Genomic DNA, 21,763 nt, shown 5'->3' on the forward strand with positions numbered 1-21,763 from the left:
ATTATTCAATGACCTTTAAATATATTCTCCTGTAACATTTTCAAACACTTTTTTGCTATCTAAAAACGGAAACTTGCTCTAAATTTCGGCCACTTTTTATCGCATTCACTACGAAGACACTCGAATGAAAAAATGGTCATCTCTTGTTATTAGTACAGCCCTACTTTCAGCAAGTTTTAATGCTTTTGCTTCAGAAGAAGAGAAAGACAAACAGTTAGTATTTATGAACTGGGGGCCGTATATCTCTACTGAGCTTCGTGAACAATTCACGAAAGAGACAGGTATTAAAGTGATCTACTCGACTTACGAGTCGAATGAAACCATGTATGCAAAACTTCGTGCCCACCCTACAGGTTACGATCTGGTTGTGCCATCAACTTACTTTGTTGCGAAAATGCGCGACGAAGGTATGTTGCAAAAAATTGATAAATCAAAGCTATCGAACTTTACTGAGCTTGATAAGAACTACTTAGATAAACCTTTTGATCCAAATAACGATTACTCAATTCCACACGTAATCGCAATGACAGGTCTTGCGGTTAATACTGATATGTACGACCCAGAAGATTTCGACAGCTGGGCAGACTTATGGAATCCTGACCTTAAAGGTCAATTAATGCTAATGGACGACACCCGTGAAGTCTTCCATATTGCATTACGTAAGCTAGGTTACTCTGGCAACACTACCAACCCAAAAGAAATTGACGAAGCGAAAGCAGAGCTTGAGAAACTCATGCCAAACGTACTGGTATTTAACTCAGATAACCCTGCAGCGCCCTACCTAGCGGGTGATGTGGGTCTAGGTATGTTGTGGAATGGCTCGGCAGCAGCAGCACAAAAAGAAGGTTTACCAATTAAACTTGTTTGGCCAAAAGAAGGCGGTATTTTCTGGGTTGATAGTTTAGCAATAGCTAGAAACGCGAAGAATGTAGAAGCAGCACATAAGATGATCGACTTCCTACTACGCCCAGATATTGCCGCTCAAATTTCAGAGCAAACCGGCTACCTCACGGCAGTAGAAAAATCTAACGCTAAATATAAAGATGACCCAACTCTATTCCCACCACAAGAAGATCTTGATCGTGGTGAGTGGCAAGATTCAGTTGGTGACATGAATATCCGCTACGAAAATTATTTCCTTGAATTAAAAGCGGATCAATAAGTAAAACAAAAGCTGCCAATGGCAGCTTTTTTTATATTTGTTATTTATTAATAAACATGGTTAGTTGTGTTATTTTCTAAGGTTTTACTTATCATGTTTGTTATTTATCAATATGATAGCGGAATTTAACAGACAAATTACTCTTGTTTTGTGATGCGCTCGACGAATAATCTCTGCTATAATAACTCTGTTTTATAATCAACATCTGTTTCTGCATGTATCATGCGTCGACAACCAATTAGGAGAAGCGGTCAATACCGCTAGAGAACACTCTCGATATCCTGTTTAGTTAGGAGCTAACACAATGAAAAAATGGTCTTTATTAATGGCCGGTGCTGCATGTGCAATGTCAATGTTTTCGAACGTTGCGACTGCCGATGATAGCAATAAATCTAATGAGCTGTACTTTTACAACTGGTCTGAATACATCCCATCAGATGTTTTAGAAGAGTTCACAAAAGAAACAGGCATTAAAGTTATTTATTCGACTTACGAGTCGAATGAGACGATGTACGCCAAGCTAAAGACCTACGATAAAGGTTACGACCTTGTTGTTCCTTCTACTTATTATGTAGCTAAAATGCGTAATGAAGGTATGCTTCAAAAAATCGACCATTCTAAAATTCCAAACTTCGCAGGTCTAGATCCTAACTTTTTAAATAAACCTTTTGATCCTAACAACGACTACTCTATTCCATACATTTGGGGAGCAACGGGTATCGGTGTTAACACAGACATGATCGACAAGTCTAAAATCACTAGCTGGGCAGACCTATGGGATCCTAAATGGCAAGGTCAGCTAATGATGATGGATGATGCACGTGAAGTATTCCACGTAGCGCTTCGTAAACTTGGTTACTCTGGTAACACTGAAGATCCTAAGCAAATCAAAGCAGCATATGAAGAGTTGAAGAAACTAATGCCAAACGTATTAGTATTTAACTCAGACTACCCTGCTAACCCATACATGGCTGGTGAAACATCACTCGGTATGCTTTGGAATGGTTCTGCTTACATGGCACGTAAAGATGGCGCTCCAATCGACATCGTATGGCCAAAAGAAGGCGCAATCTTCTGGATGGATAACATCTCTATTCCTAAGAATGCGAAGAACATCGACAATGCATACAAGATGATCAACTTCCTACTTCGTCCAGACATCGCTGCGAAGATCGCACTACAAATTGGTTACCCAACACCAGTTGCTGCCGCTAAGAAACTGCTTCCAGCAGATTTTGTTAACGATCCAAGCATCTACCCACCACAATCTGTAATGGATGCAGGTGAATGGCAGAACAGCGTTGGTCCTATGACTGAAGTTTACGAAGAATACTTCCAAAAACTAAAAGCTGGTGAATAATAGCCACTCATCGTTAAATGCAAAAAAACCGAGCTAAATGCTCGGTTTTTTTATTTGAGTCAGACGGTTATCTATAACCTAATAAAATCATATAACCATTCAATAATTATGACAATTTACTCATACAGTTTTGATTCAGAATTTCTATATAAGCTATAACAACCATTTTAGATGTAAGTTATAAGGTTATAATGTCTACAAAATTTAAAGCGCTAATCCCCGTTTTATTCGTTTCAACCCTTTCGGCTTGTAGCGCCCCGATGACACCAGTCGATAAAGAACTCGTCGTTGACATGAATGGTGTTGTTACTGCTCAATATCAAAAAGATTATGATTACTGCAACCATTTTGCTGATAGTGTTTCAACACCTGAAATGACGTCAGCAACAAAAAAGAGAGATGTAGTAATTGGCACTCTAGCAGGTGCTACAGCGTTTGGTGCAGGCGCTTACGATTCGGATAATTACGATACGATAAAACACCCAGGAGTTGTAACTGCATTAGGTGCTGTTGTTGGTGCAGCTGGCGGATACGTAGCCGGCTCTAATGAAGCATCTAAAGATGAAAAACATAAAAAGTCATCCGTTCTTCGCCAATGCTTATTACAAAAAGGTTATCACGTTTACGATATATCTTAATTAATCGAAAAACATGCTCACCTTTTGTTCTTATAATAAAAAAGCCTCAAACTTGAGGCTTTTTATTAAGCAGATAATATTTCGTCTACATAAGCAGGTACTAATTCAGAAGCTTTACCATAACGTTTTTCTTCAAATTCATTTTCTACGTTACTTGGTTCAAGATTTAATTCAATCGTATGAGCGCCCTGCAAAGCAGCTTCATGTACAAATCCAGCTGCTGGATATACATTGCCAGAAGTACCAATAGAAATGAATAAATCCGCCTTCACAATGGCATCATGAATTCTATCCATTCCAATTGGCATCTCACCGAACCATACAATATCAGGACGCATCGGTGCAGGAATTTGACAACAATGACAATGATCACAGGTCGTTAAGTCACCATGCCATTCAATTGTTTGTCCTGATTCACAGCATCGTGCTTTTAATAACTCTCCATGCATATGAATGACATTTTTACTTCCTGCTCTCTCATGCAAATTATCAATATTTTGCGTAACAATAGTCACGTTACCATCTAATTCTTGTTCAAGTTTAGCAAGTGCAATATGTGCAGCATTAGGCGCTACAGAGCCATTCTCGATTTGGGCTCGACGCGCATTATAAAAGCGTTGCACAAGCTCAGGGTCACGTAAATAGCCTTCTGGTGTTGCAACATCTTCAACACGATGTTCTTCCCATAAACCATCAGCGGCACGGAAAGTTCGGATGCCCGATTCAGCCGAGATACCTGCACCCGTAAGTACAACGATATTTTTATAGGGAAAAAGCATATGAACATCCTTTATTTCAGTATTTATACTGCCTTTATAGCACTGAAATACAAAGAATTTAACCCTAACAATCTAGGTTCTTAATTATGCGTGATTTCACCCTACAAAACCGTGTAAATAAACTTTTCAGTATCACAGTTAGATCAGCAACCTGAATCAATAATTGTAATAATAGGTTCGCCCCCAGTGTTATTTTCTTTGTAACTTAAATAACAATTGGTCGCTTTGATTTTATTAACATCATCTTTGTCTTTTCTATCCAGTTTTTTGAGAAAAGTCGCAACAAAAACACGCTCACCACCATTATGTGAATTAGAACCCGTCTTATCTTGGTTAAATGCCCAGTTTTTATTAAAATCCACAATCGTTAAACCAATACCGACGTATATTGCTTTCGGGTAACCATTCCAGATAGCGATCCCCTCTACCTTTTTACGGCCGGTAATATCATTTTCATCGCCTTGTATTACAGCTTTTCCGTAGATAATCCGAGATATTTCAGTCATAGATCCTTTAAGCTCATGTAGCTTGGCGCGATACGTATCTGAAGAAATATTGAGGAATTTAGGAGCCGCAGTAACAGCAAGGATACCGAGAATGACGATAACAATAACAACTTCAATCAGGGTAAATCCTGCTTTATTCCTCATCAATTAATCCTTTTTAATGTTTTATTATTGATATTATTGGCAGTAGTATTTTACTTTATTGTACAAAAACTTAACAGGATGAATGAATAGCTATAAGTAACAAAAAAAAACATTAAGCTCGAATTTTAGGTATAAAAAAACCGACACGAATGTCGGTTTTAAAAATCACTAACTATGATTATGCATTAGACGAAGGTTTACTCTTCGCTTCATGCTGCTGTGATTCACTGTATCCTGGTTGGTTTTCAGGCAGATCTTTTACTTCTTCAAACCATTCGCTGTGGTGTTCACGCGCCCACGTTTCATCCACTTCACCAGTTACCATGCCGTCAAGACCCGCTTCCATACCGAACAAACCAATATAGATGTGGAAAATAAAGCCACAGATCAGAATAAGTGCTGAAATCATGTGTACGAGATTTGATAATTCCATGTGTCGACGCGTTTGGTCGAAAATTGGAAAATCTAAAACAAAACCACTCACGACAATGAATACACCAAAGAAGGCAAGTAGCCAGAACAGTGCTTTTTCACCACCATTTGAGAAACCAGCTTTAGGGTGTGAGCCTTTATGTTTGCCCACCATACCACCCATTTTTTTAAACCAATCAATATCAACTTTATTGAAGATACTCTTACGCCACCATTTAACGACCACTAAAAGAAGAATGATTGCAAATAATGGCCCCATATAGTTATGGTATTGTTTCGCGGCATAAATGATCCAGCCCCACACTTCTGTTGGGACGATAGGTTTAATAAAATGTTTACCGTAAACAAGAGCTAAACCGCTAAAACCTAACGTTAAAAATGTGAATGCCAAACTCCAGTGTAAAGCACGATCCATCCGGCTCCAACGCTGAATTTTACGACCTGTTTTAGGCTTACTTAATTTAAGAGGGCCTACCACAAAGTAGGCTAGTGTTACCATCACAAGGCTGCCAAAAATAGCCATCGCGCCAAGTGGTGACATCCACTTTTCTTTTAAGATATACCATGTTTGACCAGGCACACTGATCAACACATCATGCTCAGGCCAACCCGATGTGGTATACCCTTTTTCGCCATCCTTGACCGCTCGCCAATAATCAGCACCTGCAAAACCTATGACTTCTTTTTTTACCACAGATTCGCCAAGTTGCTCGCTACTGGTTGATGTAGTGGCTTCGTTTGCCATCACTTGGACAGAAAACGCAACCATTAATGCGGTAACGAATACCGTTAACCAGCGTTGAATTCGCTTAGTCATTAAAGCTCCTGCCTGCTCAATTTGAACAGATATTTTGTTACATCCGAGATCTAATATTTAGGCTCAACACTTATGTTGAGCCCAAATAAAGACAATTACGCTTTACGAACTTTTGCTGCGTCGTACGCTAGATCTTCAGTACTTGCCCAACCTGCATCTTTTGCACCACGAGCAACAACACGCTTGCTGAAGATTTCAGAAATCTTCTCAGCATCACCTGCAAGTAGTGATTTAGTCGAACACATAGATGCACACATTGGTAACTTACCTTCTGCAATACGGTTTGCGCCGTAAAGTACACGCTCTTTTTCTGAACCAGGTTCAGTATTTGGACCGCCAGAACAATAAGTACATTTATCCATTTTGCCACGCTCTGCGAACGCTTCCTGTTTAGGGAACTGAGGCGCTCCAAATGGACAAGCAAATAGACAGTAACCACAACCAATACAAAGATCTTTATCGTGCTGAACGATGCCATCTTCTGTTTGACTAAAACAATCTGCCGGACAAACCGCCATACAAGGCGCATCACTACAGTGCATACAAGCAACAGAAATAGAGGTTTCACCTGGTAGACCATCGTTTAGTGTCACAACGCGACGACGTTGAATACCCCAGCCTACGGCTTCTGAATTAGCATTTTTACAAGCTGTCACACAACCATTGCATTCAATACAACGCTTAGAGTCACAAAGAAATTTCATACGTGCCATTTGATGACTCCTTACGCTTTAGAGATATTACAAAGGGTGACTTTTGTTTCTTGCATCTGAGTTACTGGATCGTAACCGTATGTCGTTGCTGTGTTAGCAGCTTCGCCAGAAACATAAGGCGCACATCCTTCTGGATAATGACTACGTAGGCTTTCACCTTCGAATTCGCCACCGAAGTGGAATGGTAAGAATGCTAAGCCTTCACGAACACGTGGGGTTACCATCGCTTTCACTTTAATACGGCCTTTTTCTGCACCTTCAACCCAAACCATCTCGCCATCTTTAATGCCACGATCGTTTGCATCTTTTAGGTTAAGCTCAACGAACATTTCTTTTTGTAGCTCTGCAAGCCATGGGTTTGAACGCGTTTCTTCACCACCACCTTCGTACTCAACCAAACGACCAGATGTGAGAATAATTGGATATTCTTTTGATACATCTTTGTCTTGAATTGACTTGTACAGTGTTGGTAGACGGAACAAGTGTGCTTTATCATCCCAAGTTTGGTACTCAGGAAGAAGATCACGACGAGGTGTGTACAGTGGCTCACGGTGAATAGGCACTGCATCTGGGAATGTCCAAACCACAGTACGTGCTTTGGCGTTACCATATGGAATACAACCGTGTTTAATCGCTACACGCTGAATACCACCAGAAAGATCAGTTTTCCAGTTTTTGCCTTCAGCAGCCACTTTCTCTTCTGCTGTTAGATCGTCCCACCAACCAAGTTGCTTTAACATCTTAGCGGTAAACTCTGGGTAACCATCTTCTAGCTCACAACCTAATGAGTAGCTATCGTCAGCCAATAGGCTTACACCATTGTGCTCAACACCAAAACGTGCACGGAAGTTACCGCCACCCTGTGCCACCGTCTTAGATGTATCATAAAGAATGTGTGTACCTGGGTGTTTCATCTCAGGCGTACCCCAACAAGGCCAAGGTAGACCGTAAGTTTCACCGTTCACTGGGCCACCAATCGCTTCAAGAGAAGTACGGTTGAATGTATGCCAGTTTTGTTGGTGCTCTTTTAGACGCTCAGGGCTTTGACCTGTGTAACCAATCGTCCACATACCTTTGTTGAATTCACGTGTAATGTCTTCAATGTGTGGGCGGTTATTTTCAACTTTAATGTTTTTAAATAATTGATCTGCAAAACCAAGACGCTTAGAAAGCAAGTACATGATTTCGTGATCAGGTTTCGATTCAAATAGCGGTTCGATAACTTGATCACGCCATTGAATAGAACGGTTAGTTGCTGTTACTGAGCCGTATGTTTCAAACTGCGTAGTCGCTGGGAATAGGTATACATTGTCTGTACGACCATTCATTACAGCGGCAACACCTGGATATGGGTCAACGATAACCATCATATCCAGTTTTTCCATCGCAGTTTTCATTTCAGGACCACGAGTCTGTGAGTTTACAGCATGGCCCCAGTAGAACATGGCGCGGATGTTATCGCGCTGTTCAATCTTATCTTTGTTTTCTAACACACCGTCGATCCAACGAGAGACAGGAATACCCGCACTGTTCATTGGTTTTTTGCCGTTGTAAGTGTTTTGGTCGAAACGACCTTGTAGCCATGAGTAGTCTACATCCCACACTTGTGCCCAGTGTTTCCAAGCTCCTTCAGATAGGCCGTAGTAACCAGGCAGGTTGTCAGAAAGCACGCCAAAGTCTGTTGCGCCCTGTACGTTATCGTGACCACGGAAGATGTTTGCACCGCCGCCTGATTTACCCATATTGCCAAGTGCAAGTTCAAGGATACAGTAAGCACGTGTGTTGTTGTTACCTGTTGTATGCTGAGTACCACCCATACACCAAACAACACAACCAGGACGGTTTTCAGACAGCATTTTCGCTGTTTGATAAACTTGATCTTCTGGCACGCCAGATACGCGCTCAACTTCTTTTGGATTCCATTTCGCCACTTCTGCGCGAACTTCGTCCATACCGTATACACGTTGACGGATGAATTCCTTATCTTCCCAGCCATTGTTGAAGATGTGGTATAGCACCCCCCATACAAAAGCAACGTCAGTACCTGGACGAAGTGAAACGTAGTGATCTGCTTTTGCCGCAGTACGTGTACGGCGTGGATCGACAACCACAATCTTACAGCTGTTCGTTTCTTTCGCGATAAGGATGTGCTGCATTGCTACTGGGTGAGCTTCAGCTGGGTTTGAACCAATGAATAACATCGACTTACAGTTATGCATGTCGTTTAACGAGTTAGTCATTGCACCGTAACCCCAAGTGTTCGCTACACCTGCCACTGTTGTTGAGTGACAAATACGCGCTTGGTGGTCAACGTTGTTCGAGCCCCACATAGAAACCATTTTGCGGAACATGTAAGCTTGTTCGTTGTTATGTTTTGCAGAACCTAGGAAGTAAACAGAATCTGGGCCTGATTCTTCACGGATCTTAAGCACTTGTTGGCTAACTTCATCTAACGCCTGTTCCCAGCTCAGTTTCTTCCACTTGCCATTAACAAGTTTCATTGGGTATTTTACGCGACGTGCACCGTGACCATGTTCACGAAGTGCTGCGCCTTTCGCACAGTGTCCACCAGCATTAAAAGGGTGATCAAAAGCGGGTTCCTGGTGAGTCCAGACACCATCTTGCGTCTCTGCGTAAATACCACAACCCACTGAACAGTGTGAGCAAATAGTACGTTTAACCACTTTAGGCGCGTCGTACACATCTTCTGATGCAGCTTCTGCTTTTTTCATCATACCTGGTGCAAACATGCTTGCACCTGCAACGCCACCAGCCGCAGCTAGAGATGTATTACGAATAAAAGAACGACGAGAAATACCCAGTTGGTTTTCTGCTTTGCTCACTTTATCGGAACGTTTAGTAAGTTTCATTTAGAGCTCCGCCTTACAAAGTGTTGTAGTAATCACGAATGTGTTGGGTCTCGTGATAACCTTTAGTTGTTTTTGTTTTTTTCTCTTCTGACTTTTCAACAGCTTGAACTGCTGTTGTCGTTCCAGCAGCAACAGCACCAGCAGCCACTGTTAAGCCAATGTTTTTCAACAATTGACGACGGCTTTCATTGGTTTTTTGCTCACTCATAAAGTTTGCTCCTTTATCGTCACTAAAATAAGTTACGATGGGTTTTTGCCTTAGTTTTATTGCTTTGAATCAAACCGTTGCAAGCAACGTATAGGGATTATTTTGATTCTAAAAAGCGTGTTTTCTCTACAGTTAAGAACTGCAAAGCGAGCTCACCAACAGCGGTATAAAAAACAGCACTGTTAGCAGCTTTAACATCGGTACAGAACTTTTCACACCACTCAGCTAAGTGACGATTAAAGAACGTTTTTTGAAGGTGCTCATCGCCGCCTTCAACTAGCATTGCCATCACTTCAAGCAAAGCCGCAATATGATCTTCCGGTTCTTTCACTGACTCATCACGTTCAAATCCTAATTGCTTAAGATCTCGTCGAAGATAAGCCAGAGGCATTTCCATTAATGAACCTGTTAAATACCATGATCCAAAAGGCACAACTTCACCGCGACCAATACCAATAAAGACATCTTGATATTCTTCTTCAACTGCAAGTGGCATGCTCTTTTGTGCTGCAAGTTTCAGTAAAGGCCAAGCAGCAGACATAGTAGATTGTTGAGGTTTATTAGCCGTATCAACATCTATATCAGCCAAAAAATTCAATACATTTTGATCAGGCGCTTGACGAAATAAATGTGCAAGCATGTTATAAATTTCAATACGAAGTACTGCGTCTTCATTCAATGACGTTTGAGCTGGGCTCATAGCAATTGTTTCCATCTTCGTTCCTTAAACTCGAGCCTGACTTTCTGGATCTTTTTCCATTTGTTCGAAAATATCGCGAACACGACAATCTTCACACATGGATAAACGACGAATAGCATCACCTTGGAAGTGAGAATGTCCTTGAAGTTTTTCAGTTAACATTTTCACCATAGATGCTGGCGCAAATGCATTTCCACAACTGATACAACAAGCCGCAGGCTCTTCATGAACAAGACGCGCTTCTTTACGAGCATGCCAATCCCAATTAAAACGAGGTTCTAATGAAATGACTTTTTCAGGACATGCTTTTTCACACATACCACATTGAACACAGTCCTCTTCAATAAATAGAAGTCCTGGACGATCACCAATGGCATGTAAAGCGCGAGTTGGACAAACTGCCACACAACTCATACATAACGTACAATCCGTTGTGTCACATGAAACAGAACCATAAGGCGCTTTTTCTACAACGGAAGATTGTTCTGGTTTTGTACTCGCTTCGGTGTAAAGCATTTCAAGTGAAGTAAATAGTTTTTCACGTTTAGAGCCAGTTAAAGCCTCTGTAACAGGAGAAACTAGTGCATCGTCATAAGAAACAAAGTTTTCAACATCACTAAAATCAAACAGACAAATACGATCAGCGTCATAACCCATTTCGGTTAAGAAACGTTGAGCCATTGCAAGCTCATTCGATAAAACACGATCAATCGTGGCAGGAATATATTTTGTGTTAGTCGCAAGAAGAACTTGATGCGCACCATAAACCAATGCACTAAACCATGTATCAACACCAACAGTTGCAAGCTCTTCTAATGCAATCGCAATAACTGAACTTGGAAACGTTGCTAATGCAGCAGTCACCGCTTTCTCATCACGATTGCCGTACAAAAGTAATGTTGGTTTCTCACCGCCCTCTTGCTTATAACGAGTAAGAACACGATGAACAAAGTTTTGTGTATTTTGAGGATCAGGTAATGCGTATGTGATCGCCTCTGTTGGACAAGCTGTAGCACACGTGCCAACACCCTGACAAAGGTAAGGATCAATCGCAATTTCTACCCCATCACTGCTTAGCGCACCAGCAGGACATGCATCTAAACAACGATCACAACCTGAAACACCACGCGATGAATGCGCACAAAGATCAGGATTTAGGCGAAAGTATTTAGGTTTATCAAAAGTCCCCATCATAGCCGGTAGTTCTTCCACCAGCTGAGCCAGTTTATCTTTACGACTACCTACCGCGTAATAACCCGGCGCAGGAATTTCTAACGACATAATGCCGTTTTCTGTCATATCTAAGATCAAATCAAAGCAATCACGACCGATAGCCACTTTTGCTAAATTCGCTTTGGTCAATTGACCTGCAACCTGACAAGTTACTTCAAACGCGCCAAGATAACCTTTTGCTGATACGTCATGGCTAAAGTAAAGATTAGACAAGCTTGATTTTTCGCCTGTTGCATCCGTTGACAGCAAGGTGACGCTATTAAGTTCTGAAAACTGTTCAGCAAGTGCAATGATGTTTTCCTGAGTACCCACGATCAACAAATCCCCACGGCTCTCATAGGTAACCGTAGGTGGAATTAAATTTGTTAGCTCTACTGTGCCATTAATGGCAGCAGCACGCGCTTTACCGTTTGTATCAGAAAATGCTTCTAGTGTACTTTTTAACATTCTTATTCCTGTTTGCCCGTCACCGCTAGTCAGTGCCGATTGAAGAAGTAACGAAGTTATGTCTTAAAGTTTTTCTACAATAAAATCTGACTTTCGTTTTTGGCTTCTTCCACTCTATATAGAGCAATAACCGATCCAACTTTTCACGGAATAAAATGACTTAAAAGGAACTAAAGTCGGAGGTGGATAATTACACCCACCAGCATTGAGACATTTTGTCCTAGCGCAAAAGACCCATCGCGCCAAAATGTCCCAACATTTAATAAGGTTTTAGTTCCCTTTTTGTCTCACTCTATAAATTTAAATCTCTTGTGCTGAATTTTTCTCTGGAGAAACCGTTGTAGGGTTAGTTTCATCCTCAGCACCATTATCCGTAGATGAAGATATTGTTGACTGGAGAGTATCTTGAGAAGTTAAGGATGTTTGCTCTGTTGCTGTTAGCGCTAATTCAGACTGTTCAGCCTTATTATCTAACTCAGAGTTGTACATCGTTTCACTGCTTAAATCTTCAACCATATCAGTTACTTTCTCTACCGCTTGATTTACCCAACCACGCATTTGAGAAGCGATGGCAGGATCTAACGTTGGGATGTTGCTAAAGTCTTCAGTGCAATCATCCATGTCACTGATATAATTAAATTCTTCTGAATGAAATAACTTACGTAATGCTGCTTTCTTAACTGATTTCTCAACCGACTCTTTCATAAATGATGCAACGCCAGAATCGTAAGTCACGGTTGATACATCATCATGCGTCAGTGCAATATCAGGGGTGTCATCAGCGACTAAATCAGTTTTATCTAATTGATTATCTAATGTTTTGTCCGTTTCAATAGATTCAGAAATATCTGTATGAATAGCCGTATTTTCGGTAACAACCACATCTTGTTCAGGGGCCGTTTCAGTACTTTCGAGAGTTAATGTCTCACCTACAGATTTATCTTCTGTTTTGGTTAATTTTCTTTGAGACCAACGTTGAAAAAAATCAGTTGCCACTTGAACGCCCTTTTTGCTTTTTACCTTTACCGCCGCCTCGACGTTTACACTCTTCTAATTCACCGTGTCGTCCAAGATACGCTTCCATCCAGACTTGAATAGGCAATGGGATGTGAATGTGAAGAACAACATAATCTCCATCCATATAACGCGCTGCAACCCCTTGAGCTGCCGTCATTAATACAGGTTTAAGTTGTTCATCTTCTTCAGCACAAACAAAAAATAAATGCGGATCTTGTGCGTTTAAGTTAAAGCGATACTCCATACGTTCATCACGAAATAATTCTAACGGCAGCATGTAATTACCAGCACCGATTTCTACAAGTGCTACGTTTGAGTCTTGTTCACCATTCAAACAAAGATCTTCAATCGTCCATGCGTATGTCGTCCAACGCCCAACTTGTTTCTCTTCTGCTTGAAGTCGAAAATAAATAGGCCAAATACTTTCATCTTTCTTTATTTCTAGCTTTACTTGTTCTGGCACAATGACTCCTTACATCTTGCTTTTTACACACTCGCTTATCGCGGTATGTTGAGAATATTCGTCCGTAATAAGCAAAATTTAGACCAAGTGCGAAATATAAATCAAAATATCGCCAATAATGGCAACCAGTAGCCTCTTTCAATCCGTAAATGGAATTTATGGAACAATATTTGCTTTAATGCGTTAGAGATAAACTTATTTGCCTTAATACATGCCATTTAATGCTACTTATTGAGCTTAGTATCATTGTGTGTATTTTGACGGACTTATTTGAAATCTCGATACGTTTCTTGTAACCACTGGATATCCTAATGAGCCAACTCCCTAAAATTATAAAAACTAAATCCGCCGTTAAGCAGACAATGTCTGTGGAAATCATGGATGAGTACGGTGATCTTCAAACCAAAGAAATTGCGTGTGAGCATCCCCTAACGGTTTATTTGAATTGGATTGAGATCGTTACCCTGATGACCCTAGGTGAACGACCTTCTGCACTTGTGCTCGGTTATCTAAAGAACCAAGGCTTTATCGAAGATATTGATGCCATTGAATCTGTGATTATTGATTGGGATACCAATTCAGCGGCGGTGATCACCCGTGAAAATACCCATGGCTTAGAAAAGAAATTAGAGAAAAAAACCGTTACCTCTGGCTGTGGTCAAGGCACTATGTTTGGTAACGTAATGAAAAAGCTAGAAAACGTGACACTACCGCAAGTACAAATAAAACAATCTATGTTGTATGGGCTGCTTGAAGCGCTAACTCACCACAATGAAACGTACAAGGCTGCAGGTGCCGTTCATGGTTGTGCCGTTTGCCGTAATACAGAAATCTTATCGTTTGTCGAAGATGTAGGTCGCCATAACGCTGTTGATACCCTAGCCGGTGAAATGTGGCTAAAAGGCGAAACGGGCGAAGATAAGATTTTCTACACCACAGGCCGCTTAACCTCAGAGATGGTAATTAAAGTCGCACAGATGGGTATTCCCGTACTTCTATCCCGCTCTGGTGCAACACAAATGGGCTATGAGTTAGCGCAGAAGCTCGGTATTACTATGATAGCCCGCGCTAAAGGTCATCGCTTCCAAGTTTATAATGGCGGTCAGAATCTTATTCTTGATGTGAAAGGTGCTGATACCTCTCAGCAATCGAAGAAAACAGAGCAACCTTCTTCTAATAAAGAGCAAAATTAATGGCTGACTTTCCTGAATTCATGAACGCGAAACTTGTCGCAGAATATTTAGATCTTAATGAGAAGAAAGTCTATGCCCTTGCTAACGATGGCTTACTTCCAGCAACAAAAGTGACAGGGAAATGGTTATTTCCTAAAGCAATGTTGGATAAATGGCTATTAGAGTCTTGCCATAACGGTGTGTTAACCGATCGATTATTAATTGCCGGCTCAGACGATCCACTATTACAAATGGTGGTAGGTAAGATGGCTAACCAATTAGGCAGTACCGCATTAGTTGGTTATACCTCAACGGGTACACGACAAGGTTTAGCCATGTTAAGTAAAGGCCACGTTGATATGTGCGCCATTCACTGGGGAAATGCAGAAGAAGCTAGCCTGCGTCACCCTGCACTATTACAACAATACCAAGGGCATAAAAACTGGGTATTAGTCCATGCCTTTGAACGTGAACAAGGCTTAGTGGTCAGTAAAGAGTTAGCAGAAGCGGTAAATTCAAAATCTATCCAACTGCCTGAATTACTATCTTCTCGCTGGAGCTGGGCACTACGTCAAGAAGGTGCAGGTAGCATGCGTGCGTTAGATGAATGGTTACACGGTCACGCTTATAATCTTTCTATGCTTAATCAATCAGATGTGTGTAACAGTGAACGTGAACTTGCCTCGTCTGTTGCTCGTGGTAAGGCTGATGTGGGCTGCGCTAGCCAAAGTACGGCGGGTGAATTTGGCTTAGGCTTTATTCCACTATGTACCGAAGCGTTTGAATTGGTGATCCCAAAGAACATTTACTTTAGAACACTACAGCAACAATTGCTGCAAGCGATTTCAGAGGAAGATGTTCAAGCTCACGGTAAAGCACTCGGTGGTTATAACTTTGCACGTACAGGTAAACAGGTATGGAGTGCTAACTAAGTCAGCTAATAGCTAACAACATACCCTGAAAGTCGCTGGATAATAAAAAGCCCTGATAATGCATGATGATTATCAGGGCTTTTTCCATTCAGTTTAAAACCGCATCACTATTAGTTAAAAAGAATTAATAAGAACGAGTAAGCAAACCAATAATAGAAGCGTCTGTTTCACCAAAATACAAGGTCACTGACTTTGTTTCACCTTGTGCAAATTTTCCCTTTTGCTCAATTCGTGTCGGTTCAACATAGGTATTATTGCTGAAATACGCTTTGACCTGCTTAGGTTTAAGTGCAATACCGCCGCCGGAATGGTTTGTGATTACCGCTTGGATCATACGCTTTCCACCTTGACTACTATAAATGTCATAAGAGACGATTTCATAGTAACTATAAGCTGGTTTATCTTCATTATGTTTAGGCATAGGTACAGGGATCGAGCCCGATACAGTCCGAACGTAATGCATTGTATCTTGTGACTTTTCAATACTGTTTTTAATATCATTTAAATCTGAATCGTCAATTGATGCGTTAGATGATAACGACATCAGTGATACAGAAACGATAAGTAAACAACGAGCAAGCATAGTAAGTCCAATGAATAGAATTTAATTGAAAGACCCTAACTAATTGACCGCTATTTCTCACCTTTCGTTTGTTAATTTTATGTCAATAGATATTTATATTCGTAATAGATCACATTATATCGACTCTTTATCTAGTCTAGAAATATCTGTGTTTCTTTAAGTCCTTCACACGATTGTTCAAACTTACACTTCAGACAATCTACTTAATGACTTAATCATAATTATCCTATGTTTCATTCGTATCTACTTTTTAAATAGTCACAAAAATGCAATCAAAACACCATAACCCACGAAATACGCCCTCGAAAATAAACCATCAAAATGATAAAATTTAATGAGCAGCAACAATAGCATGCAATCATAAATTAAGATTTGCTTACTCAAAACTGATAGCCATTGCCTTGTTTACAACGATCCCCTGTATTACTCAGTCACTTTTTATTTTATTGAATAATGTTTCATTACAAATATTCACTCATTGATAATTTTTGGTGCGAATAAATGGCCTATTTACATAAACATGACTTGCCTAACAGTACAGGTTAAGTCGACAATAGCGACATTAACAATACTGTTATTATTTCCCTTTGCATTTTCAAGGAGCCGTTGTGCGTAACGCTTTTATTCTGTTTTTTACTCTTGCTAGTATAAGCTTCTCTTCCGTGGCTAGCATCAACACCAGTAAGCTGGATCCTAATAAGTTACAAACGGCATCAGTCAGTAATTATGTGATAGACCTCAGTACAGGAAAGACACTGTACAAAAAAAATTCAAATGTAAAAATGCCAATTGCTTCATTAACTAAGTTAATGACAGCGATGGTAACACTGGATGCAAAACTCCCACTTAACGAAAAACTAACGTTTACTCCTACTGATAAAGAGCACATGTACAATACATATACACGTATTCGTATGGGCTCTACCCTAAGCCGTGGTGAGACAATTCATATTGCTTTAATGTCATCTGAAAACCTAGCAGCAGCAACACTTGCAGGAAACTACCCTGGCGGCTACAAGGCATTCATTAAAGCGATGAACCGAAAAGCTAAATCTTTGGGGATGACCAATACGCATTTTGTTGATAGCTCAGGCCTTGACCCTCATAACCACTCGACAGCATCAGATGTCGCTAAGATGGTACGCGCTGCTTACAAATACCCTGAAATTCGTAAGTACAGTACAACACCTGTGCATACCGCTTACTTTGGTAAACCTAATTACAAACTTGGCTACACCAATACAAACGCCTTAGCGCGTGGTAAGAAGTGGACGGTTAACTTAACCAAAACAGGTTACCTAGATGAAGCTGGTCGTTGCTTAGGTATGGTAACAACAATTGATGGTAAGAAAATCCTAATGGTTATGTTAGATTCTCAAGGCAAATTAACACCTATTGGTGATGCAGGCCGTATTAAGCAATGGCTACAAACGGGTAAAAGCAAACCAATTAGTGCTGATGCAAAATACTACCAACAACAGAAACTAAAAGAATTAACGAAATAATCTTTACTGTTAATTGATATAAGTATAAGCCAGCATCTATTGCTGGCTTTTTGCTTTTAAAACTATCATGAACATAGCATTAAAAACCTTCGATGTTTGTGGTGATGCTGCTTAGCCCGTAATAAGAATTTTCCTTACCAATTACCTAGCCTTTTATTTTTTAACAAAAAACGCACGCCTACAACACTCTTCAACTATGCTTAAGTTAGAGTAAATAAAAGGAGTGTCTATGCAGCATCAAGAAATGATTAATCCCACCCATCTTAGTTTAATAACTCGTATATCTCTTACCTCTCTAGCCATTCTAGTTATTGGCTTATCGTTTATGTAATTTCTAAATAGACATATAACAAAAAGCCCCTTGGTATTTTCTCTTACTTAAATGAAAAAATACCAAGGGGCTTTTGTTGTAATGAAACTAAGACATCATCAATAAATCTAGATCATTATCTGTTGACGCTTTTTGTCTTAAATAGACAGAGAACGTTGTCCCTTTACCCACCTCAGATTCAACCGTTATCTCTCCACCAATATCTTCAATTAAACTTTGGCTAACAGAGAGACCAAGCCCAGTACCTGAACGACGAGTAGTAAAGAATGGATCAAATATTCGCTCTAAATTTTCTTTCGCAATACCACAGCCATGATCAGTTATACGAACAATTGCACCAATAGACTTCCCCTGCTCATCAATCCAATCTTCAGTTCTAATGATTAATCGCCCCTTATCGTCCATGGCATGAATACCATTCATTTGAAGGTTCACTAGCACTTGCAATAATTGGTGGCGATTAACTTCCACGCTGCATTTCGCATTTAGTTCAACAACAAAAGTAACGGATAGTTTTTTTGTGCCTGAACGTACTAAGGTTAAACTCTCTTCAACAATCTGGTTCAGGTGATGCCATGTCACTTCATTTTGTACGCCACCTTGACGACTGTATTGCAACAAACTTCGAGTAATATTACGTATACGGTCAATTTGTGCATGGATTGCATCTAACTCTTCTTGAACTTGAAGCGTATTATCCCCTAACTCAAATTGGATCAATTCCACATTACCCAAGATAACCCCTAATGGATTATTAATTTCATGGGCGATACCAGCAGTCAGTTCACCCAAGGCGGCTAATTTTTCACTCACCACCAGCTTAGATCTTGCTTGATTCAGCAATTTAATATGTTGCTCTAGTTCTTCAGTTTTATGATGTAAACTATGCGTACGTTGCTCGACCTTTTCTTCTAATTCCACTGCAGCCTGCTTTATCACTTGATTACGCTGTTCAAGCTGATCCAGCATGGTATCAAACTGATTCCCCAAAATTTGCAGTTCGTGATCAGGGTAAACATCTAATTTACCTACTCGACGCTCAAATCCCATCTGTACTAATTTGGCTACCTGATAAATTTTTTCAATCGGTAAAAACAGATCACGAGAGCCCCGATAAACGACAAAACCAGAGATAATCAGCACCAAAATAATACCAATGCCAAGCTCAATAATATTCGTTAAAAAGGTTCTGATCAGTGGCCATTGTAAATAGCCCGCATAAAGCATACCAATCACTTTACCGTTTATATCGCGTAACGGTTCATAAGCAGAAACATACCAACTGTCATAGACATAAGCTCTATCAACCCAGGTTTTTCCAAACGTAATTACTTCACGGCTCACTTCATCTGATACCCGAGTACCAACCGCTCGCCCAACCAGATTTTTACTATCTAATGGTACATTCGTACTAATACGAACATCATTCATAAAGATAGTTACAGTGCCAATACTGCCCGTCGGTAACGTATCAGACGCAAAAACTAAATCACGAATTCGATCAACCAGTTCCGTACTATTATTGAGTAATATACCGCCATCAAGAATCCATTGAAGATGCCCTTTATCATTAAAAATAGGGATCAAACTTCGACTCACTAACCCCTTCTGCTCTATCTTATGTTCTTTGAGCAGTGGCACTTGCGCACGAGCAGGTAAATCACTATTCAATGCTGCTAGTGCTCTACGATCTAGTACCTGAAAAAATGTTTGCACTTTTCCTTCGAGTAAAAAACGGCGCTCTTGCTTAGAGAACTCGCCTAATGCTGATGCAGGATGAAGCACGATAAAATCCAGATTATATTGCTGGTTTTCAGTGCGTACCCAGTGACTTAAAGAGGATTCATCAAAACGTAAACGATATTGGAAATCGTAAGAGTCAGCCATTGACTGCAATTTCATACGCTGCTCTTTTTGTAATAATTCCATACTATGATGAGCAACAGCTAAATCCGCTCTTACGTTCATTAACGCATTTTGCCAAGTGTAAGTGACTGTCCAATAAAAAGTTAAGGCAATTAACGCAATTAATGTGATGATAATAGGTACAGACGTTAGGACTAATAGACGATAACGAACCATGGTTCGAAACCGCCTTAGCCATAACAATATAAAAGCTTTAGGATGCATTAATGCTTTGGTTATTCGCATGATGCCGACTCTTCAGCCCATTCTTTATATTTACGCTCTAACGTTTTACGCGCTACACCAAGCTGACGAGCTGCCGCAGACTTATTACCCTCGTTTGAATCTACTACCTGCATAATATGTGCTTTTTCGACATCTTTTAACGTCCAATCTACTGGGTAACAATATTGCTCTTGTTCACCATCGTGACATTGACATGGTCGCTTCTCATCACTCTTCAATACGATCGACGTTTTCTCGGGCGATGGTATTACAGGTACATCCCCATTTAATTCCTGCCAATATTCAAAAGGTGATTTACCCAATAAAATACAACGTTCCATCATATTACGTAATTCACGAATATTACCCGGCCATTGATAAGCTTGCATTGCTAGAATATCTTCATGTGCCCAATTAATTGGCTTCATTCCTAAATCTTTCGAAAGCTGCTGTGTAAAGTGGTGAGCTAACGCTGGAATATCTTCTATACGTTCACGTAATGCGGGCAATTCAATGGTGAGCACATTTAAGCGATAGTACAAATCTTGACGAAAGCGCCCTTCTTCTACTTCTTTTTTCAAATTCCTATTCGTTGCTGCCACAATACGCACATCAACATTCACTTCTCGCTCAGCGCCTACAGGTCGTATTGCTTTTTGCTCAAGCGCGCGTAATAACGAAGATTGCATGGATAACGGCATTTCACCAATTTCATCTAAAAACAGTGTGCCGTTATTTGCTACCCGAAATAGACCATCACGCCCTTTTTTAGCACCTGTGAATGCACCAGAAACATGACCAAACAGTTCACTTTCCAATAAATCAGGTGCAATCGCACCACAGTTAAGAGGTACAAATGGTCCGGTACGTTTACTTAACTGATGAAGGGCACGCGCCACCAGCTCTTTACCGGTTCCAGATTCCCCTTCAACCAATACCGCGGCAATTGATGGTGCTAATTGGGTGATCAGTTTTTTCATTTTTTGCGTGCTTGCTGCATCCCCGATAATATCAACGGGATAACTGCGCTCTACATCGCGTTGGAGTGCAAAGTTTTGACGTTCGACTAATCGACGTTCAATACAACGGCTTACTGACTGCATCATTTGTTCTAAATTGAACGGCTTTAAGATGAAATCTGACGCCCCCGCGCGTAGTGCTTGAATCGCCATGTCTAAATCTGCATAGCCTGTCATAAAGATAACATCGCTACGGCGTGTATTTGGATCAAACGCTTCATGCCATTCAATGCCTGAACGCCCTGGTAGATTTATATCTACTATTAATAAATCAAAGTGGCAGCGTTTTCTTATTTCTTCCGCTTCTTCAATACTGCCTGCAGTATCAACCTGAGCAAACTTTTTACTTAATGCTTTTTTTAAGATGGCACGCATTCCCGGCTCATCATCGACAACCAATACAGAAACAGCAGTCCAAGGTGTATTTAATTCAAGATCAGACATAAAGGGACATTATTACCCATAAAAAAGATGCGACATTTTGTCTCACCATGAAGATAAAAGTCAAAATAGATTTGAAGCAGAATAATGACGCAGCGCAAAAAACAAAAAATAGCAGTTTATAATCAAAGTATTATGAAATAAATATTCACATATTTTAA

Annotated in this window: 19 protein-coding genes; 6 read left to right on the plus strand and 13 right to left on the minus strand. The window is 40.4% G+C overall.

Translation table 11 applies throughout. From position 1 onward, the window contains the following. The first annotated feature begins 124 nt into the window (after positions 1 to 124). The 3 genes from C9J46_RS09215 to C9J46_RS09225 all read left to right on the plus strand — a co-directional run bounded on the left by C9J46_RS09215 (position 125) and on the right by C9J46_RS09225 (position 3,160). Entirely contained in the window at positions 125 to 1,162 is a 1,038-nt protein-coding gene (locus tag C9J46_RS09215; RefSeq protein ID WP_107208208.1) for an extracellular solute-binding protein, read from the plus strand. A 304-nt stretch (positions 1,163 to 1,466) separates the two neighbouring features. Then, positions 1,467 to 2,522, plus strand: a complete 1,056-nt coding sequence (gene potD, locus C9J46_RS09220) for a spermidine/putrescine ABC transporter substrate-binding protein PotD (protein ID WP_107208207.1) — start codon at positions 1,467 to 1,469, stop codon at positions 2,520 to 2,522. 191 nt (positions 2,523 to 2,713) lie between these two features. Then, positions 2,714 to 3,160: a glycine zipper family protein gene (locus tag C9J46_RS09225; protein WP_107287402.1), complete on the plus strand. Its 447-nt coding sequence runs from the start codon at positions 2,714 to 2,716 to the stop codon at positions 3,158 to 3,160. A 65-nt stretch (positions 3,161 to 3,225) separates the two neighbouring features. Here C9J46_RS09225 and cobB read toward each other — a convergent pair whose 3' ends face one another. The 10 genes from cobB to C9J46_RS09275 form a co-directional block, all read right to left on the minus strand. Further along, positions 3,226 to 3,939, minus strand: coding sequence for a Sir2 family NAD+-dependent deacetylase (gene cobB, locus C9J46_RS09230; protein WP_107208205.1), 714 nt, complete (start codon positions 3,937 to 3,939; stop codon positions 3,226 to 3,228). A 143-nt stretch (positions 3,940 to 4,082) separates the two neighbouring features. Then, on the minus strand, positions 4,083 to 4,589 hold the full coding sequence (locus C9J46_RS09235; RefSeq protein ID WP_107208204.1) for a prepilin-type N-terminal cleavage/methylation domain-containing protein: 507 nt from the start codon (positions 4,587 to 4,589) through the stop codon (positions 4,083 to 4,085). A 178-nt stretch (positions 4,590 to 4,767) separates the two neighbouring features. Next, a complete protein-coding gene (locus tag C9J46_RS09240; RefSeq protein ID WP_107260310.1) occupies positions 4,768 to 5,838 on the minus strand; it encodes a formate dehydrogenase subunit gamma in 1,071 nt (356 codons plus the stop codon). A gap of 95 nt (positions 5,839 to 5,933) precedes the next feature. Beyond that, entirely contained in the window at positions 5,934 to 6,551 is a 618-nt protein-coding gene (gene fdh3B / locus C9J46_RS09245; RefSeq protein ID WP_005367779.1) for a formate dehydrogenase FDH3 subunit beta, read from the minus strand. Positions 6,552 to 6,562: 11 nt separating this feature from the next. Then, positions 6,563 to 9,421: a formate dehydrogenase subunit alpha gene (locus C9J46_RS09250; protein WP_107246638.1), complete on the minus strand. Its 2,859-nt coding sequence runs from the start codon at positions 9,419 to 9,421 to the stop codon at positions 6,563 to 6,565. A 13-nt stretch (positions 9,422 to 9,434) separates the two neighbouring features. Then, on the minus strand, positions 9,435 to 9,629 hold the full coding sequence (locus tag C9J46_RS09255) for a twin-arginine translocation signal domain-containing protein (RefSeq protein WP_107208201.1): 195 nt from the start codon (positions 9,627 to 9,629) through the stop codon (positions 9,435 to 9,437). A 97-nt stretch (positions 9,630 to 9,726) separates the two neighbouring features. After that, positions 9,727 to 10,344 (minus strand): molecular chaperone, encoded by a 618-nt coding sequence (locus C9J46_RS09260; RefSeq protein WP_005367775.1) that lies wholly within the window; start codon positions 10,342 to 10,344, stop codon positions 9,727 to 9,729. Between the two features lie 9 nt (positions 10,345 to 10,353). Next, on the minus strand, positions 10,354 to 12,009 hold the full coding sequence (locus tag C9J46_RS09265) for a 4Fe-4S binding protein (RefSeq protein ID WP_107290801.1): 1,656 nt from the start codon (positions 12,007 to 12,009) through the stop codon (positions 10,354 to 10,356). 300 nt (positions 12,010 to 12,309) lie between these two features. Further along, positions 12,310 to 13,005 carry a DUF3306 domain-containing protein gene (locus C9J46_RS09270; protein WP_107208199.1) on the minus strand — a complete coding sequence of 232 codons (696 nt, stop codon included), beginning with the start codon at positions 13,003 to 13,005 and terminating at the stop codon, positions 12,310 to 12,312. Next, a complete protein-coding gene (locus C9J46_RS09275) occupies positions 12,995 to 13,489 on the minus strand; it encodes a DUF3305 domain-containing protein (RefSeq protein ID WP_107290802.1) in 495 nt (164 codons plus the stop codon). The genes C9J46_RS09270 and C9J46_RS09275 overlap by 11 nt, the downstream gene beginning before the upstream one ends. Before the next feature lie 311 nt (positions 13,490 to 13,800). Between C9J46_RS09275 and fdhD the strand changes: the two genes are divergently transcribed. Both fdhD and C9J46_RS09285 read left to right on the plus strand, forming a co-directional pair. Next, entirely contained in the window at positions 13,801 to 14,682 is an 882-nt protein-coding gene (fdhD, locus tag C9J46_RS09280) for a formate dehydrogenase accessory sulfurtransferase FdhD (RefSeq protein ID WP_107290803.1), read from the plus strand. Continuing rightward, positions 14,682 to 15,593, plus strand: coding sequence for a helix-turn-helix transcriptional regulator (locus C9J46_RS09285; protein WP_107290804.1), 912 nt, complete (start codon positions 14,682 to 14,684; stop codon positions 15,591 to 15,593). The genes fdhD and C9J46_RS09285 overlap by 1 nt, the downstream gene beginning before the upstream one ends. A 124-nt stretch (positions 15,594 to 15,717) precedes the next feature. On the opposite strand, the gene C9J46_RS09290 is transcribed toward C9J46_RS09285, so the two are convergent. After that, positions 15,718 to 16,176, minus strand: coding sequence for a hypothetical protein (locus tag C9J46_RS09290; RefSeq protein WP_107290805.1), 459 nt, complete (start codon positions 16,174 to 16,176; stop codon positions 15,718 to 15,720). Between the two features lie 608 nt (positions 16,177 to 16,784). Between C9J46_RS09290 and pbpG the strand changes: the two genes are divergently transcribed. Next, positions 16,785 to 17,681: a D-alanyl-D-alanine endopeptidase gene (gene pbpG / locus C9J46_RS09295; protein WP_107246631.1), complete on the plus strand. Its 897-nt coding sequence runs from the start codon at positions 16,785 to 16,787 to the stop codon at positions 17,679 to 17,681. A 418-nt stretch (positions 17,682 to 18,099) separates the two neighbouring features. Here the strand turns inward: pbpG and C9J46_RS09300 are convergent, their stop codons facing one another. Continuing rightward, complete coding sequence (locus C9J46_RS09300; RefSeq protein ID WP_107290806.1) at positions 18,100 to 20,094, minus strand: cache domain-containing protein; 1,995 nt, start codon at positions 20,092 to 20,094, stop codon at positions 18,100 to 18,102. A gap of 59 nt (positions 20,095 to 20,153) precedes the next feature. Beyond that, the gene (locus tag C9J46_RS09305) at positions 20,154 to 21,605 is read right to left on the minus strand and encodes a sigma-54 dependent transcriptional regulator (RefSeq protein ID WP_107208192.1); all 1,452 of its coding nucleotides are present in this window, start codon (positions 21,603 to 21,605) and stop codon (positions 20,154 to 20,156) included. Between the last annotated feature and the right edge of the window lie 158 nt (positions 21,606 to 21,763).

Source organism: Photobacterium sp. GB-36 (genome assembly GCF_003026135.1).
Classification (GTDB): domain Bacteria; phylum Pseudomonadota; class Gammaproteobacteria; order Enterobacterales; family Vibrionaceae; genus Photobacterium.

Bases quoted from the DNA above. Each gene is read 5' to 3' on its own strand.
- C9J46_RS09255 (WP_107208201.1), bottom strand. From the start codon at position 9,629: ATGAGTGAGCAAAAAACCAATGAAAGCCGTCGTCAATTGTTGAAAAAC.
- cobB (WP_107208205.1), bottom strand. From the start codon at position 3,939: ATGCTTTTTCCCTATAAAAATATCGTTGTACTTACGGGTGCAGGTATC.
- C9J46_RS09300 (WP_107290806.1), bottom strand. From the start codon at position 20,094: ATGGTTCGTTATCGTCTATTAGTCCTAACGTCTGTACCTATTATCATC.
- C9J46_RS09250 (WP_107246638.1), bottom strand. From the start codon at position 9,421: ATGAAACTTACTAAACGTTCCGATAAAGTGAGCAAAGCAGAAAACCAA.
- C9J46_RS09265 (WP_107290801.1), bottom strand. From the start codon at position 12,009: ATGTTAAAAAGTACACTAGAAGCATTTTCTGATACAAACGGTAAAGCG.
- fdh3B (WP_005367779.1), bottom strand. From the start codon at position 6,551: ATGGCACGTATGAAATTTCTTTGTGACTCTAAGCGTTGTATTGAATGC.
- C9J46_RS09240 (WP_107260310.1), bottom strand. From the start codon at position 5,838: ATGACTAAGCGAATTCAACGCTGGTTAACGGTATTCGTTACCGCATTA.
- C9J46_RS09285 (WP_107290804.1), top strand. From the start codon at position 14,682: ATGGCTGACTTTCCTGAATTCATGAACGCGAAACTTGTCGCAGAATAT.
- C9J46_RS09235 (WP_107208204.1), bottom strand. From the start codon at position 4,589: ATGAGGAATAAAGCAGGATTTACCCTGATTGAAGTTGTTATTGTTATC.
- C9J46_RS09215 (WP_107208208.1), top strand. From the start codon at position 125: ATGAAAAAATGGTCATCTCTTGTTATTAGTACAGCCCTACTTTCAGCA.
- C9J46_RS09290 (WP_107290805.1), bottom strand. From the start codon at position 16,176: ATGCTTGCTCGTTGTTTACTTATCGTTTCTGTATCACTGATGTCGTTA.
- C9J46_RS09305 (WP_107208192.1), bottom strand. From the start codon at position 21,605: ATGTCTGATCTTGAATTAAATACACCTTGGACTGCTGTTTCTGTATTG.
- C9J46_RS09260 (WP_005367775.1), bottom strand. From the start codon at position 10,344: ATGGAAACAATTGCTATGAGCCCAGCTCAAACGTCATTGAATGAAGAC.
- potD (WP_107208207.1), top strand. From the start codon at position 1,467: ATGAAAAAATGGTCTTTATTAATGGCCGGTGCTGCATGTGCAATGTCA.
- C9J46_RS09225 (WP_107287402.1), top strand. From the start codon at position 2,714: ATGTCTACAAAATTTAAAGCGCTAATCCCCGTTTTATTCGTTTCAACC.
- fdhD (WP_107290803.1), top strand. From the start codon at position 13,801: ATGAGCCAACTCCCTAAAATTATAAAAACTAAATCCGCCGTTAAGCAG.